We start from the raw sequence: 14522 nt of genomic DNA, 5'->3' as shown, positions 1-14522 counted from the left end.
TCTAATTGGTTAGTTGGAGCCCCCGGCCCACTACAATTTGGTCCTCAGTATCGATAACCCGGAAAGCAAGGCAATATTGACACTCCTTTCATATCAAACTTCTGTCTCTAACCATCTTATGTCTATTAAGAAAAAATCGACTGGGTATTTTACCAAGTCCAAGCACATCTTTTTCTTTATTCATAAGCTATCCAAAGGATAGAAGGAGGCGAGAAAATGCCTGACATGTTTAAAGGAGTTGAAAATAAGACAGGAATAAAAATGGAAGAACTTATGAAGCTAGTTCAGTCTTTAAAGAATGCTGATTTGCAAGACGAAACCACAATAAGAGAATTAACCCAGAAATTATCACGAATGACCGGTAAGAAGGTTCCTAAACAAGTAGAAGATAAGATTGTAGATATTTTAGTGAAGCAAAAGAAAAATATTGATCCTCAAACGATCTCTAAAATGATGAATAAGAAGAAGTAAAGAAAAAACAAAAAGAAGCAGCTTATGCTGCTTCCCTTATATGAACTAAACCCATGGGCTCTTAATAGCCATAACCATATCCTGCACCGGCTCCATATCCATAACCTGCTCCACCAGTTGTAAATCCGCTAGCGCCAACAATGATTAACAGAATGAAAAGGACAACAATTAATGCAAAGCCTGCGCCTGCATATCCTGCTACTCCACTCATCATATCACCTCCTGTTTTCTCTTTATATCCTATGAAAGTTTAAGAAGAATGATTGGACTCTTTTACCAGAAGAACGGAAGTAAGGCAAGTGCCGTTATCGCTCCAAGAGCAACCCCAGTCCCATATCCTCCGTATCCATAACCACCATAGCCATAAAATCCATATCCAAAGCCACCTAAGTGACGAGTAGCTCCAGTCCCACCGAATGATTTAATATATACATTTTGATGATCAACATGCTGAATAATCCCTCTTTGAATTCTTCCATCACGAGTTGTGATTTTTACAGCACGGCCGCGATATCTTTGGCATAATCCATGGTAATGTTGAACTGACATCTTTTCCACCTCCCAGTATCGCTATACCATAGTGTATGATTCAACTAGGAAAACGCAGGGGACAAGTGCACCAAGACAATCATGGAAAATTGTACGAATCACATAGGACATGAACCCTTACCTTATTGAGAAGTGTTACATAAGATAACGTATCAAGGCTGATTGGAGGTGTTGTTATGAGCGGTGGCGGTTATGGATATGGTGCAGGTTTTGCGCTAATTGTTGTTTTATTTATCCTACTTATTATTGTAGGAACTTCCTATACAGGAGGATATGGATACTAAAAACCAAAAGATAAAGGAGTGAAAAATATGTCTTGGTGTGGCTACGGTTACACAGCACCAGTTGCATCATATGGAACAACTAATAATTCATTCGTATTAATTGTTGTTCTATTTATCCTACTTATCATTGTAGGAGCAGCTTGGTGCTAATAAAAAGGAGAGTAGAAGGTCAACTACGGCCTTCTATTTTTTTTACTTTTTAAAGAGTTTGTTCACCTAAAACAATCCCAACCTGGTTATTCAAATTGGCTTGCAATCTAAAAAATACTTAACATGTTTGCCTTGGTTATAAATATAAATGAACCCTTTTGTATTCTTTTTCGCTCTAATGCAGATACTAAAGTTAAAAAACAAATAGGGTGATTGAGCTTATGAGTTTTACAGAAATAACAATTAGGTGTTTAACGATTTTTATTGTTCTCTATCTTGTGACAAGAATCTTAGGGAAGAAGTTAATCTCACAAATGACTTTCTTTGATTTTGTAGCCGGCATTACGCTAGGATCCATTGCAGGAGCGTTAATGTTAAGTAAAAATGTCCCTAAAACTGTTGGTTTGTATGGTTTAGTGTTATTTGGAGCGCTTACTTTATTCATTGATCTTATTGCTCTAAAATCGTTTAAGGGAAGAAAAATTTTAAACGATGAACCTACTTTGGTCATTAAAAATGGCAAAATTTTTGAAGAAGGTATGGGAAAAGCTCGTCTAACCGTTGATGAATTATTATTTCAATTACGCAAGAAAAATATCTTTTATTTAGATCAAGTGGATATGGCTTTTTTCGAAACAGATGGAACTGTTTCAGCTTTAAAAAAGATCACGCAGTTGCCACCTACTAAACAGGAATTACAAATAAACACTCCAGCGCGGGGAATCCCACAAACGTTTATTATCGATGGACAAATTCTAGAAAATACCTTAAAGTCGCTCAAAAAAGACAAAAATTGGCTTGAACAAACTCTACTTTCCTTTGGAATAACTGATTTAAAAAATGTGTTTGTTGCTCAAATTGATCAAAATGATTTAATTTATATCGATTTTAGAGAGGATCATGAATCTCTGTAAGGTGATAATCCGATAATTTGTACTCCTAAGCCATTTATTCCTTTATCATACAAAGAGTGCATTTCTCCACCATGCTTCTTGCACGAAAACTTAGGTTAATATTCATCCCACTGAGGTTGAATTTAAAGGGAAAAATTCCACTTAAATTGGGAAATATCAACATTCCCCTAAAAATAACGGGAGATTCTCCACTTATATGAACCTAATTTTTAGATTTAGTCATATTTTAGTGGAGTTAACGGGAATTTTTCCCTCTATATCTGCTTCTTAAGCACCCACTAGATACATTAGCGGGAATTTCTCAGCTTATGAGTCCTACACCTACACGAAAAATCAACTAAGATGAATAGCAATGCTTAAAAAAAGTCCATTATGGTCAGTGCTACCTTATCCTATAAATTACATGTCTATAATTAACTTAGAAGTATCAACGACTGTGCTAATAAATAAGAACAGACGTTCCTACAAGTCCATTCTACTCCATTTTTACCCAAATGAAAATAAGTTACTTTATAGGAAAAAAGCAACACCCCATCACGGATGCTGCGCAATAAGGTTTGTCACACACCTCATCATCAATCTATTAACTTTCTATATCCCTCTTATTAAATCCAATTCTACCTAATAGGGTAAGAACCATCGCGACAAGTGTTAATAAAAGTAATGGAACAACCGAAAACTCTTCAACCGGTGCTTGCGGCACATGACCAAATGGTGACAATCCACTGATCACTTCAGAAATTTGAAACAATCCACCGAAGTACACGACCATGAATGAATACACGATATAAAGCCAAACAAAGCTTGTGATTCTTGGAAAGAACCCAATTAAGAAGACACTTAAACTAATCATAACGAGCATCGCCGGGTAATAAGAAAGCGCTGCTTTAAAGATCATAGTAAAAGAGATTCCTTCTTCAATCGAAGCATTCCCTGCCGACCATAATCCAATCGCTGCTAGTGAAATCATCACAAAGCCATTAAGTACAGCGATTAATAGATAACTTCCTAACAACTTTGTTCGTGAAACGGCTCTAGCTAGTAGGTGAACTACCCGCTCCTTTTTCTCTTCAGCTCGAAGCTTATTGATTGCCATCACAGGTGGAATGGTCGCTAATATGGACATGACAACCATTAACATTGGAATAAATTGCTCTGTGATTGTAAACCCAGCTTCTGGCTGAAGCATCTGTTTCATCATTTCATTATCAGAAATAAAGGACTCGAGATCTCCTAATACAGACCCATACGAAGCCCCTAACACAAACATGCCAATTGCCCATGCAATGATTCCCGTCTGTTGCAATCTTAACGCTAGCCCGATTGGATTCTGTAAGAAGCGTGAAGCATTTTTCCGACCAGCTCTAGCAGGTAAAAAGCCACTACCTAAGTCACGAATGGCGTTCAAGAAGTAAGCAAACGCATAAAGAAGAATAGAAGCAGCAACCATTAAAAGAATAGGATACCAATTGTTTTCAGAGTAAACCTCTGCCTTTGTTACCCAACCTAATGGAGAAATCCATGATAGCGATTCATTACTTACATCCGTAATCGCTCGAACTAAATAAGAAACTAAAAGCACTGCAATCGAATACCCGATCGTTCCACGAGAGCTTTCCGAAGCTTGAGCAAAAACCGCTGTTACGCCTGTAAAAAACAAACCCGTTGCTCCTAATGCGACTCCATATAGCAATGATCCTTCTAAGTCCATGCTTTCAATACCAAGTGCGTAAAGCCCAAAACCATTGATTAAGGCTAACACAACAAATGTAGCAGTCATTACAACAAGTGTTGAATGTAAATATGAAAGTCTTCCTGTTGGTAGCGACCGAATCATCTCAAGACGCCCTTCTTCTTCGTCCGCTCTTGTGTGACGACTAACTAGCAAAATACTCATTAATCCAACAACTGCAGCCGTCATGAGTAACATTTGATGTGATGTCATCGCCCCGATCGTATAATGTTCTAACGCACCTGGACCAATCATTGCCGTCATGGCAGGGTTAGCCATCGTTTGCGCCATCACATCTCTTTCAGTTTGAGAACCATACAACTCAGTAAAAGAAATAGGAACAATTACCGTGAAAAAAGTTAAACCAATGATCCATAACGAAATCCGAAATCGGTCAAGACGAAGAATAACTCTAGAAAGGTAAGCAGTTTTGGCGACTAAGTTGTTTGCCATTAGCTTCTACCTCCCTCGTTTCGGTCCTTTCCTTCTCCATAATGACGCATAAATAAATCCTCTAGTGTAGGTGCTGAGCTTTCTAACCTTGTGATACCAAATTGACTAATATGTTTGATCACAGAATCCATTTTTTCAGTATCAATTTGAAATGACAAACTCTGTTTATTTCTTTGAATTTCATAAATCCCTTGCAGTTGTTCAAGACCTACTAATGGCTCTTTTGTTTCTACTAGAATTTGTGTTCGAGTGAGATGACGTAGCTCTTGCAATGAACCAGATTCGATGATTTCTCCTTGACGAATAATACTTACTCGATCACACAGCTTTTCTACCTCTGATAAAATATGACTAGACAGCAGAACACTTTTTCCTTGTCTCTTCACATCAAATACACATTCTTGAAAAATTTGTTCCATCAAAGGATCAAGCCCAGATGTTGGTTCATCAAGGATAAACAAGTCTGCATCTGATGAAAAGGCAGCAACTAAAGCAACCTTCTGCCGGTTTCCCTTCGAATATGTTCTACATTTTTTGGTTGGATCTAAATCAAATTTCTTAATGAATATATCGCGCTTATTTTTATCAGCGTTTTTATTTAGCCCTAAAAATAAATCAATCACTTCTCCACCAGTTAAATTAGGCCATAAATTCACATCACCGGGAACATACGCAATTTTTTGATGAATTTCAACCGCATCATTCCAAGCATCTTTACCAAAAATCGTTACCTGTCCCTTGGTTGCCTTTAATATCCCTAATAACACTTTAATGGTTGTTGACTTCCCTGCACCATTAGGACCAATGAATCCTAAGACTTCACCTTGTTTTAACTCAAGATTGATTTTGTTTAACACTTGCACTTTCCCATAATTTTTTGTTAAATCTTTCACCTGTATAATAGCCATTCTCTCCTTTAGCTAAAACTAAATAAATGAGTGAAATGAATAAAAAAGTTACAATTCATTCATAATATATAATAAAGAATAACTCTTCGTCAATATGTTTTGAATAAAATTGTTTGAACTTATTCAAAACATATTTTATGATAAAGAAAGAGGTGAGAAGATTGGACGGGTATCAATTACGAACTGAGAAGAAAAAGGAACAAATACGAAAGGTTTCCTTGGAGCTATTTAAAGACTATGGCATTGAAAAAGTGAGCCTTGCTGAGATCGCCAAGAAAGCGAAAGTATCTCCAGTGACTATCTATAATCATTTTGGAACCAAGGATGAATTGGTTAAAAGTGTGATTCAAACGTTTCTTGAAAAAGAATGGAATAATAGCATTAAAACACTACAATCGGATCATCTAAGCTTCCCTGAAAAAGTAGAGAAATTGATTTTAGATACCTCCAGTGCTAGTGGAATGAATCCAGACTTTCTGAACAAAATGCTTGAAAGCCAACCTGAGTTAGAGCAGTTTATTCAAGATTTTTTGAAAGACAGAATGAGATACTTCATCGAGTTTTTTGAAGAAGGAAAAAATTCAGGCTATGTAGACCCAGAAGTTTCAACAGAAGCAATTATGGTTTACTTAAATATATTGCAAAATGCCAAAAAGGATTTAAGATTTTACAATGATAGCAGCAAAAATACAAAATTAAGTGAAGATTTGTCACGGCTCTTTTTTTATGGGCTGTTAAAAAAGCCAACAAATGAATAGTAAGTGGGAGAAAGTCGTATTGTAAAAAACTACGGCTTTTTTATATGTACGGCCTGTAAAAGGACATGTAATGACAAAATCATGGCCTGTCCATTCTTTATTAACGAATAATAATATCAATCAATTTTTTCTATCCTAATAATCGTTGGATCTGTGTTGTTTGGTAGTGCAGGTGGAAATAGCTCATTGAAGGTATCAGTAAAAAACACAAATATGATCAAAAGAATGGCAAGAAACGTGATTGAAATGAATATTTCATTATTCCTGCTTCTTTGGTTAACCCTTTTCCTTCGTATTACCTCTTGGTATTTTCTTTGGACATGTTTTTTATTGAAGTCAAGTTTCAAATCGCTCACCTTCTAACTGTTAAAAATGGTAGTAAGAACTGAAAATCATTAAATCTTTTCCCAAACTTTTTCCCACACAGTAATATTTTACCATAAACACCCACATTTCTGATAAAACAAATTGACTATTTACGTGGATCGTTTCGTTTTAGCACAGCATAAGAGACTTGGGTACTCAACACTCATCTCTCTCTATTCGGGATACTCTTATGTATTATAGAAATGCTGTTTCGTAATCAAAAAGAGAGGAACTCAACGTAAGCTGATGTCCTCTCTTTTCTTTGTGTTTCCTGAGCTTAATCTAGGTTTGTAAACCACCTCATTATAAGGTTTATGTTGCTTTAATTTTTATAAACTTACGCTTACCAACCTGTATAATCAACCCATCGCTAATAGTCACTTGTCCCTTCACATCTTCTACTTTCGTTTCGTTGATCTTCACCCCTCTATTTTCAATCATTCGACGGGCTTCACTTTTAGAGCTTAATAGCTTAAGATCTACGAGTAAATCGATAACTAATACTTGTGTATTTCCTGTCCATTCAACGACTGGAATGTCATCCGGCAATGATCCTTGTTGAAAGACCGCGACAAAATGTTGTTCAGCCTTATCTGCTTCCTCAGTTCCATGGTACATTCTCACAATAGTCTTTCCAAGCAGCATTTTGGCATCTCTAGGATGTAATTCACCTGTATCAATTTGAACTTTAAGTGTTTGTTTCTGTTCAGGAGACAAGTCTGTAATTAGGTCAAAGTATTTACCCATTAGCTCATCTGGGATGGACATCGCCTTTCCGTACATTTCTTGTGGACTTTCATCAATACCAATGTAGTTTTTCTTTGATTTTGACATTTTTTCAACGCCATCAAGTCCCTCTAATAAAGGCATTAACAAAGCGACTTGCTTTTCTTTCCCGAACTTTTCTTGGAAATGTCTACCCATTAAGATGTTGAAATGCTGATCTGTTCCACCAAGCTCAATATCACACTCTAACATCACGGAATCATAGCCTTGCATTAATGGGTAAAAGAATTCATGCAATGAAATAGGCTTACCAAACGCAATTCGTTCTTCAAAATCATCTCTTTCTAACAATCTTGCTACAGTAATTTTTCCGGCCAGTTGAATGACATCTTCAAAGTTTAACTTTGATAACCACGCAGAGTTATAATGCAATTCCACTTTCTCCATATCAATGACCTTTGCAAACTGTTCGAAGTATGTTTTCGCATTATGCTTCACTTCTTCATCGGTTAACTGTTTTCTAGCCACAGACTTTCCAGTTGGATCTCCAATTTTCCCAGTAAAATCACCAATAATAATTTGAATGATATGACCATTCTCCTGAAACTGCCTCATTTTGTTCAAAACGACCGTATGACCAAGATGTACATCTGGAGCGGAAGGATCTAATCCTAATTTAATTTTCAATGGCTTATTCTCTAAAATTGACCTTGCAATTTTTTGTTCTAATTCTTCTGCAGGGATGATTTCCTGAACACCTTGGCTGTAAATCATCATTTGTCGCTTTACATCAATTCGTTGATCTTCAGTTAATTTTTCAATAAAATTAGACATCTGTATTCCTCCTAAAAAAATATAAAAAACCACATCCCTAAAAAAGGGACGTGGTTAACTGTTACACGCGGTACCACCCTTATTGAAGGATATCATCCTTCCACTCAAACGAATAACGGCTCGTCCGTTCTTTGCTACAGATTTACATCAATATGCGCAAAGAAAGCTCAAGGAGTGTAATTCGTGTTATCTTTGTGTCGATTCGCACCAACCATCGACTCTCTGTTACAGGGAGATAACGACTACTAAAATTCCTCTCATAGCATTTAAAACTATTATATTGTAAGATCAAAACTGGTTGTCTCGAATAACCTTTCTTAGTAAAGAAGATATACTCTTTTGTTCTTGTACAGACAAACCAGTAACAATTTCTACTTCACCTTTATGAAATCGTGGATAAAGAATCTCCATCACTTTCTTTCCTTTATCTGTTAATGCAACAAAGGTCATTCTTCGATCTCTGGGATCAGTCTTTCGATAACATAACTCTTTCTTTTCAAGCGTTTTCGTTATATTACTGACTGTCGCTTTTGAAACACCGGCAGACTCTGCTAACTTTTTTGTTTCCACAGCCTCCCAAATCCATAAATCATATAGCATCGAAAAAGCCGTCCAAGACAACCCATATTCTGATAAAACGTCTTGCTCCATTTTGTTTCTGAGGCCCTGTGCCACTCGATACAAATTGGTCGCGACTGCAATTGCATCTAAGTCTAATGATTCAATTGGGAGATTCGTTAACTTATTAATTGTATCGATTTCTTCAGGAAGTAGTTCGCCGTCCTCATTAAATGAATGAATATGAATCACCCCTTCGAATTGTCAAAACCGTTAGCTATGAAACGATAGTAACAAAAAAATATACAGATTGCAATAAATAATTTAACTTGAGAAGAGAGAGTGTTTGAAATCACTTCTCTCTCTCTTTTAATGATCGTTTATCGAGACGTTCTTCTGCCCCGTGATGAAGCACCTGGCTTACTTTTCGGTCGGCCATCATCGGTTTTTCTTCGTCCAGAAGAATCTGCGCTATTTTTTTTCTCAGGTCCCCGACCGACTGGACGACGGGCTTTTTTCACTTGGTCATTTCTTTCTTGTTGATAATCTTCACGATCAGGGATACTAACACCTTTTATCACTTGTTTTTCCAATGTCTGATTAATCCCTTTTTCAATCATTCGTAAGAAATCAAGATCTTTAGGAGCTACTAATGTAAAAGCAACACCCTCACCACCAGCGCGCCCTGTCCGTCCAATTCGATGAACATAGCTTTCAACATCATGTGGGATATCATAGTTGAATACATGTGTTACACCTTCAACATCAAGCCCCCTTGCTGCTACATCTGTGGCAACCAAAAATTGAACCTTTGCTTCACGGAATCGTTTCATCGCTTTTTCACGTTTTGCTTGGGTTAAATCACCATGTAACTCGTCGACTTCATACCGATTAGCAACAAGTGCGTCATAAAGCTTTTTCGCACGGATTTTTGTACGACAAAAAATGATTCCGAGAAAAGGGCGGTGCTCCTCAATCAAATGAAACAATGTTGCTTGCTTTCTTCGATCAGTCGTTTCAACGACAACTTGTTTGATTTCTTCAACCGTGACTCTTTTTGCTTTGACTTCAATTGTCTCTGGGTCAACCATATATTTTTTGGCAAGAGAGCGAATTTCTTGTGGAAGTGTCGCAGAAAACAGCATCGTTTGACGTGTCGAAAGAGTTTCATAAATGATGTCATCTACTTCCGGGAGAAAGCCCATATGTAGCATTTGATCGGCTTCATCTAACACAAGCATCTCAACAGTTGACAAGTCAATGGTTTCGCGCCGAATATGATCAAGCAACCGTCCAGGTGTCGCAACAACAATATGCTGGGCGCCCTTTAACTTTTTTAATTGTTGAGAAACATCCTGTCCACCATAAACAGCTAACACATTTACGCCTTCTACGTTTTCTATCATTTTCTTTATTTCTTTTGTAATCTGCTGAGCAAGTTCTCTTGTTGGTGTTAAAATCAATGCTTGAACATCGTGTTTACTCACATCAATTTTCTCAAGAATTGGAAGTACAAATGCTAATGTCTTTCCTGTTCCCGTTTGGGCTTGTGCAATAACATCCTTCCCTGCAAGTACAGATGGAATTGTCCGTTCTTGTATGGGGGTGGGCGTCACAAGTCCTAGTGACTTTAATGTATGGTTAATTTCTTTTCGAATTCCTAGCTGTAAAAAATCAGGCAAAATCATCACGTCTCTTTTCTTATATAGTTCCAGTAAAGGCTTATTAACTATAGCATATTGATTAGTATGATACAGAGGGTTTTGAATTATTATTGATGTATTTGAGGACGTTGCTTAAAAAATGTTCCCCACACATGTTTATAAATTATTTTTACCAACAGAAAAAAGTTAGCTCCCATGATAAAGCACCCAAAATAAAACAATTAAGCATACTAGAAATAATCCGAATAAAAAGGAGAGAAATTTAAAGATGACGATGTGATATCTCTTCGGAAAAAATTTTTCTGAGATGAACAATAAGATACTAAAAACTACTTCTATAAAGGTAAATGTGTTAATACCCACAGTAAAATCATCATCTTCTTCATATTGTTTAAAAGCAACATAAAAAGCATATCCAGCTAAAAAGAGCAATAAAGTCAAAATAACAAATAAAACGTAGATATTCATATTATAAGCTCCTTAATTAATCCTTTAAGGCTTTGATGCACTTATTCTCTCTATTTCTAGGACTAACCTATCCTCAATAACTAGGTCTAGTAAAGTCACATCATTTTTTTGCAAACATAGATCATTTGATTACTATCAACGGTTATAGGCGTTTCATTCCAATCCTTGAATACATTTTCAATCTTAAATCCATGGGAAACTAAAATACGTTCCATTTCTTTTGGAAAAACATATCTTAAGCTTATGTTTGTTCTTATTTCATCAATTATATTATCATCGTTAGTTCTAAACTTTCTAATGGTCGTGTTATGTTGAACCTGATTTAAGGTGTCATAGTGGCTAATCGTGTACACATCTACTTTATGTTGAGTTTTATCATCTATATAAGTTTTCCAGTATTCTTCAGAGCTTGGCTGCAGCAATTCCTCAGCATTCGGAAATCTTGTCCCGAATATGAACAAACCACCATCATCTAAATGTCTATATACGGACATCAAAAATCCATCTTGAGCTTCGTTTGTAAGAAAATGTTGAAATGAATTTCCGACAGAATAAATCAGATTGCTTTTTTCATACAAGTTAAAGCTAGTACAATCTTGGTTGATCCATCTTATTTCCAGATCTTGAATAGCTGCTTTCTTTTTAGCTTCATTTAACATACCTTCATGAAGGTCTACTCCTATTAAACGATATCCTTTTCTCGCTAACGGAATGGTCGCTCTACCTGTGCCACAAGCTAAGTCCATGATTATTCCTTCTGTTTTAGAAGCATATTTAGCTAAAAACTCAACATCTGCTATGTAAGCTCCATTTTTTTTATCATACAAAGAAGGATCATCATATTCTTCCAAATTATCTACTTTCTCCTCATTGGAATGTCCCATCCCTTTTAACACCTCTATTTATAAATAATCTTTTATAAAGCTTAATGAAGGAGGATACGTACGTTTTAAACAAGGTGTTTTAAGAATATAACCTCGACGTCAAAATCTAACACACATCTTAATTACACAATATACTTTTTTGGGGGAACATCCAACAAAAATATAGATCTAGCTTAAATTCTAACAAAGTGACAACTCTCACTACAGAGGTTTAAGCAATAAAAAGAAGAGATCATCACAACTAAGTGGATCTCCTCTTTCACTTGCATTAAGATGTCAATTCTCTTACTTAAATTCAGAGACAAGTGAAATTAGATGCACCAAACAAGAAGTAATGACCCGTAAACAGTCCTATATCTTATTTCCTTTGTTCAACAGGCAAATGAACAGGAACATCAAACCACAAAATAAAGAAAACACCTATTGGAATTGAAAGTAAATAAGCAAGAAGCGGCTTTTTGTAAAAGAGACGTAACATTGGAAACATAAAAAGATCAAATCCAACTGACCACCAATATGTCCAACCAAATTGATAGATAATATGACCGGTGTGTGAAAAAATTAACTCTATCCCTGCATACCATCCTATATAAAATAGATAATGAAGAAGCACTCTTTTAAGACCCTTCCCTTCTGGATAATTCCCAATAAAAAGTAAGGCAGTTCCAGGAAATATAATAAATGTGTATAACATTTCTGTTAAGGTAAGATTGCTTAAAAAGTCGGCTTCTAACCTCCACAAAAAGTAGTTAGCTGTTAAGAAATTATATAATAAATTGCCCATAACAAAATAAAGCATTACTGCATGATACTTTTGCCAATTACGCCAATCTCCCCACTTCCACACAATAAAAATCACAAAAACTGATAAGATAATATGCATAAATTCTTCTCCATTATTCAAAATAGTGGATGATCGTTAACCGTTTTCTTAACCTAGTGAATTAATTTTGTGTGTAGTGTTTGTTAAATAGCCTATTATTATTAGTTTCTTGATTATCTCTTTTTCCAATAGAAGATCTTTGCTAACATTCTTTATCTATTTCTTCATAAATCAACTTCTTATATTTGTTTGCACTCGTAATCATGATTATATAAATAATCGGTAAGGTAGCAATATTGAATGTCTTTAACAAACGCATGTTTAGTAAAACTAAATCTTTTACAAGCATGAAGGTAAACGATTTTAAATTTGCTTTTAACGCATCCTTTTTCAGCCACCGTGCTAAAACAAAGGAAGTTAGAAAACCAAAAAAAGGTGCAACTTTAAAATGCTCTTCCCACTTAAAATAAGGTGGCATACCATAAAGTATTTTTCCTAATACAGCCAAAATATAAACTGTATTCATCCAGGTCACTTGGATTAGATTAAAAAAAGAAATAAACAAAATGAAAGGATTTTTTTTAGTTAGTTGTTCGTTCCATAGATCATTTATAAAAAATGATAGAAAAATGATAATAAATGTGTATCTTGTTTTCCACCAATGATTTTTAAAAGAACCCAGCAGTATAAACAGCTTCTCAATTAACGCAAAATACAAGCTAAATATCAATTTCACTTTCCATCCAAAACTGAAAACTGAAATAAATAATGCAGTTACCGGGACATAAAATAACTGAGAACATATGGAGCCAAATATATTATCTAAATTTTTTTGTTTTAAGAAATTAGGTTTATATGCATATGCATCACAAAGCACAGCAACTATATATTCAAAAAGGTATGAAAACCCAGCATAATTAAATAAAAGGACCACACTTTTTTTCCTATTTGGACTTTTATATATCGTGACAACCAACATGGTGAGATGAATTAGTCCTAGTATAATATATGGGTATTTATTAATATGTCGATTACTTCTCATATTCGTCCACTTCCACTAAGTTTCCCATTATTATATCCATTGTTTACTAAAGCAATTTATATGAGTTGTAAAAGTTTTCATGAATAGCATGTGTCGAAAAAATTAGGATTTTTTCTCTTCTTTAACGGTTAAGATTTGAGCTTTGGCTCCGTATTCCAATCGAATTGTTTTTCTTGCGTCAACGGGTGTTCTCGCAGTCACCGACTTCAATTTCTTTTCTCCATTTACTTCCATCTCAACAAGAAAGCACTTTGATCCACATCTCAATTGAGTTCCTCCTTATCGTATTAAAATGTTAAAATCGAAAAATAAGATCTCTAAATTATGTGTAAAGAGAAGGATTCTTAAACAAAGAGTTCAACATCCTTCTACGAAAAAGCATACCTTCCAGTTGGTTCTGGGAGTTTTTTATATTCCTTCTTTTTCGCAATCATTTCATCATGCAAAAACTGATGAACAAATATAGCTAATTTGTTTCTTATTTGTTCATCGAAAATTTCACTTACCCAATATGCTTGATAGGCTTCTCCATTCAATTGGATGACTAAATAGTAACCAGCAGAAGGAGTGGAAGAGATAGAAGACCCGTCTTCCCCTATGTAGGTAATATGTTGAATGGTCTCTTCATTTCGCTATAGATGTTTCGAAGTTCGTTTTTTGAAAATGTCAAATCTGTTGTAATGGTTCCGTCTTCGACCAAGTCTTTTGTATAAGAATTCTTGAATGTGTTTATTTCATTCAATGCACCAACTCCATATTTTAACGAAAAGTTAAAATCACCAGGCATTTCATCAGGCATCAGTACTTCATTTTCTACATCCATTAAATCAATACTATTTGTCGGCTCTGGTGAGTCACATCCATTTAAAAGAATACTATATAAAGATAATATAAGTACAAATAAAACCAGATTAGTATTTTTCATTTTCCCCTCCCAT

Annotated in this window: 20 protein-coding genes and 1 other annotated feature; of the genes, 5 read left to right on the top strand and 15 right to left on the bottom strand. The window is 35.4% G+C overall.

The genetic code is table 11. The features are described 5' to 3' along the window. Positions 1 to 216 precede the first annotated feature (216 nt). Complete coding sequence (locus BK579_RS09055) at positions 217 to 471, top strand: stage VI sporulation protein F (protein WP_078544879.1); 255 nt, start codon at positions 217 to 219, stop codon at positions 469 to 471. A 61-nt stretch (positions 472 to 532) separates the two neighbouring features. On the opposite strand, the gene BK579_RS09050 is transcribed toward BK579_RS09055, so the two are convergent. Both BK579_RS09050 and BK579_RS09045 read right to left on the bottom strand, forming a co-directional pair. Further along, positions 533 to 685: a YjcZ family sporulation protein gene (locus BK579_RS09050; protein ID WP_078544878.1), complete on the bottom strand. Its 153-nt coding sequence runs from the start codon at positions 683 to 685 to the stop codon at positions 533 to 535. Between the two features lie 59 nt (positions 686 to 744). After that, positions 745 to 1020 (bottom strand): hypothetical protein, encoded by a 276-nt coding sequence (locus BK579_RS09045; protein WP_078544877.1) that lies wholly within the window; start codon positions 1018 to 1020, stop codon positions 745 to 747. Positions 1021 to 1196: 176 nt separating this feature from the next. Between BK579_RS09045 and BK579_RS09040 the strand changes: the two genes are divergently transcribed. From BK579_RS09040 to BK579_RS09030, 3 genes are all read left to right on the top strand, one after another. Continuing rightward, a complete protein-coding gene (locus tag BK579_RS09040; RefSeq protein WP_078544876.1) occupies positions 1197 to 1304 on the top strand; it encodes a YjcZ family sporulation protein in 108 nt (35 codons plus the stop codon). A gap of 27 nt (positions 1305 to 1331) precedes the next feature. Continuing rightward, positions 1332 to 1454 carry a YjcZ family sporulation protein gene (locus BK579_RS09035; protein WP_078544875.1) on the top strand — a complete coding sequence of 41 codons (123 nt, stop codon included), beginning with the start codon at positions 1332 to 1334 and terminating at the stop codon, positions 1452 to 1454. A 221-nt stretch (positions 1455 to 1675) separates the two neighbouring features. Beyond that, complete coding sequence (locus BK579_RS09030) at positions 1676 to 2368, top strand: DUF421 domain-containing protein (RefSeq protein WP_078544874.1); 693 nt, start codon at positions 1676 to 1678, stop codon at positions 2366 to 2368. Between the two features lie 583 nt (positions 2369 to 2951). On the opposite strand, the gene BK579_RS09025 is transcribed toward BK579_RS09030, so the two are convergent. Continuing rightward, entirely contained in the window at positions 2952 to 4553 is a 1602-nt protein-coding gene (locus BK579_RS09025; protein WP_078544873.1) for an ABC transporter permease, read from the bottom strand. Continuing rightward, positions 4553 to 5461, bottom strand: coding sequence for an ABC transporter ATP-binding protein (locus BK579_RS09020; protein ID WP_078544872.1), 909 nt, complete (start codon positions 5459 to 5461; stop codon positions 4553 to 4555). The genes BK579_RS09025 and BK579_RS09020 overlap by 1 nt, the downstream gene beginning before the upstream one ends. Positions 5462 to 5598: 137 nt before the next feature. Between BK579_RS09020 and BK579_RS09015 the strand changes: the two genes are divergently transcribed. After that, the gene (locus tag BK579_RS09015; RefSeq protein ID WP_328589256.1) at positions 5599 to 6219 is read left to right on the top strand and encodes a TetR/AcrR family transcriptional regulator; all 621 of its coding nucleotides are present in this window, start codon (positions 5599 to 5601) and stop codon (positions 6217 to 6219) included. Between the two features lie 116 nt (positions 6220 to 6335). Here BK579_RS09015 and BK579_RS09010 read toward each other — a convergent pair whose 3' ends face one another. The 11 genes from BK579_RS09010 to BK579_RS08970 all read right to left on the bottom strand — a co-directional run bounded on the left by BK579_RS09010 (position 6336) and on the right by BK579_RS08970 (position 14509). Next, on the bottom strand, positions 6336 to 6566 hold the full coding sequence (locus BK579_RS09010) for a hypothetical protein (RefSeq protein WP_078544870.1): 231 nt from the start codon (positions 6564 to 6566) through the stop codon (positions 6336 to 6338). 331 nt (positions 6567 to 6897) lie between these two features. Then, positions 6898 to 8145: a tyrosine--tRNA ligase gene (tyrS, locus tag BK579_RS09005; RefSeq protein ID WP_078544869.1), complete on the bottom strand. Its 1248-nt coding sequence runs from the start codon at positions 8143 to 8145 to the stop codon at positions 6898 to 6900. Between the two features lie 41 nt (positions 8146 to 8186). Beyond that, positions 8187 to 8415, bottom strand: a binding site (T-box leader). An 18-nt stretch (positions 8416 to 8433) separates the two neighbouring features. Beyond that, on the bottom strand, positions 8434 to 8946 hold the full coding sequence (locus BK579_RS09000; RefSeq protein ID WP_078550488.1) for a MarR family winged helix-turn-helix transcriptional regulator: 513 nt from the start codon (positions 8944 to 8946) through the stop codon (positions 8434 to 8436). Positions 8947 to 9083: 137 nt separating this feature from the next. Further along, complete coding sequence (locus tag BK579_RS08995) at positions 9084 to 10385, bottom strand: DEAD/DEAH box helicase (protein ID WP_204524700.1); 1302 nt, start codon at positions 10383 to 10385, stop codon at positions 9084 to 9086. 168 nt (positions 10386 to 10553) lie between these two features. Then, the gene (locus BK579_RS08990; protein WP_078544867.1) at positions 10554 to 10835 is read right to left on the bottom strand and encodes a hypothetical protein; all 282 of its coding nucleotides are present in this window, start codon (positions 10833 to 10835) and stop codon (positions 10554 to 10556) included. Positions 10836 to 10930: 95 nt separating this feature from the next. Next, positions 10931 to 11719, bottom strand: coding sequence for a class I SAM-dependent DNA methyltransferase (locus BK579_RS08985; RefSeq protein ID WP_078544866.1), 789 nt, complete (start codon positions 11717 to 11719; stop codon positions 10931 to 10933). Between the two features lie 358 nt (positions 11720 to 12077). Beyond that, positions 12078 to 12602, bottom strand: a complete 525-nt coding sequence (locus BK579_RS08980; protein WP_078544865.1) for a CBO0543 family protein — start codon at positions 12600 to 12602, stop codon at positions 12078 to 12080. Between the two features lie 142 nt (positions 12603 to 12744). Next, positions 12745 to 13584, bottom strand: a complete 840-nt coding sequence (locus BK579_RS08975) for a hypothetical protein (protein ID WP_078544864.1) — start codon at positions 13582 to 13584, stop codon at positions 12745 to 12747. Between the two features lie 102 nt (positions 13585 to 13686). Then, entirely contained in the window at positions 13687 to 13851 is a 165-nt protein-coding gene (locus BK579_RS25570; protein ID WP_169891107.1) for a hypothetical protein, read from the bottom strand. Between the two features lie 101 nt (positions 13852 to 13952). Then, on the bottom strand, positions 13953 to 14120 hold the full coding sequence (locus BK579_RS26080) for a hypothetical protein (RefSeq protein WP_204524699.1): 168 nt from the start codon (positions 14118 to 14120) through the stop codon (positions 13953 to 13955). Between the two features lie 59 nt (positions 14121 to 14179). Next, positions 14180 to 14509, bottom strand: coding sequence for a hypothetical protein (locus tag BK579_RS08970; RefSeq protein ID WP_078544863.1), 330 nt, complete (start codon positions 14507 to 14509; stop codon positions 14180 to 14182). Between the last annotated feature and the right edge of the window lie 13 nt (positions 14510 to 14522).

The organism is Litchfieldia alkalitelluris (assembly GCF_002019645.1).
In the GTDB taxonomy this organism is placed as follows: domain Bacteria; phylum Bacillota; class Bacilli; order Bacillales; family Bacillaceae_L; genus Litchfieldia; species Litchfieldia alkalitelluris.
This window is presented reverse-complemented; position numbering and strand designations above follow the sequence as displayed.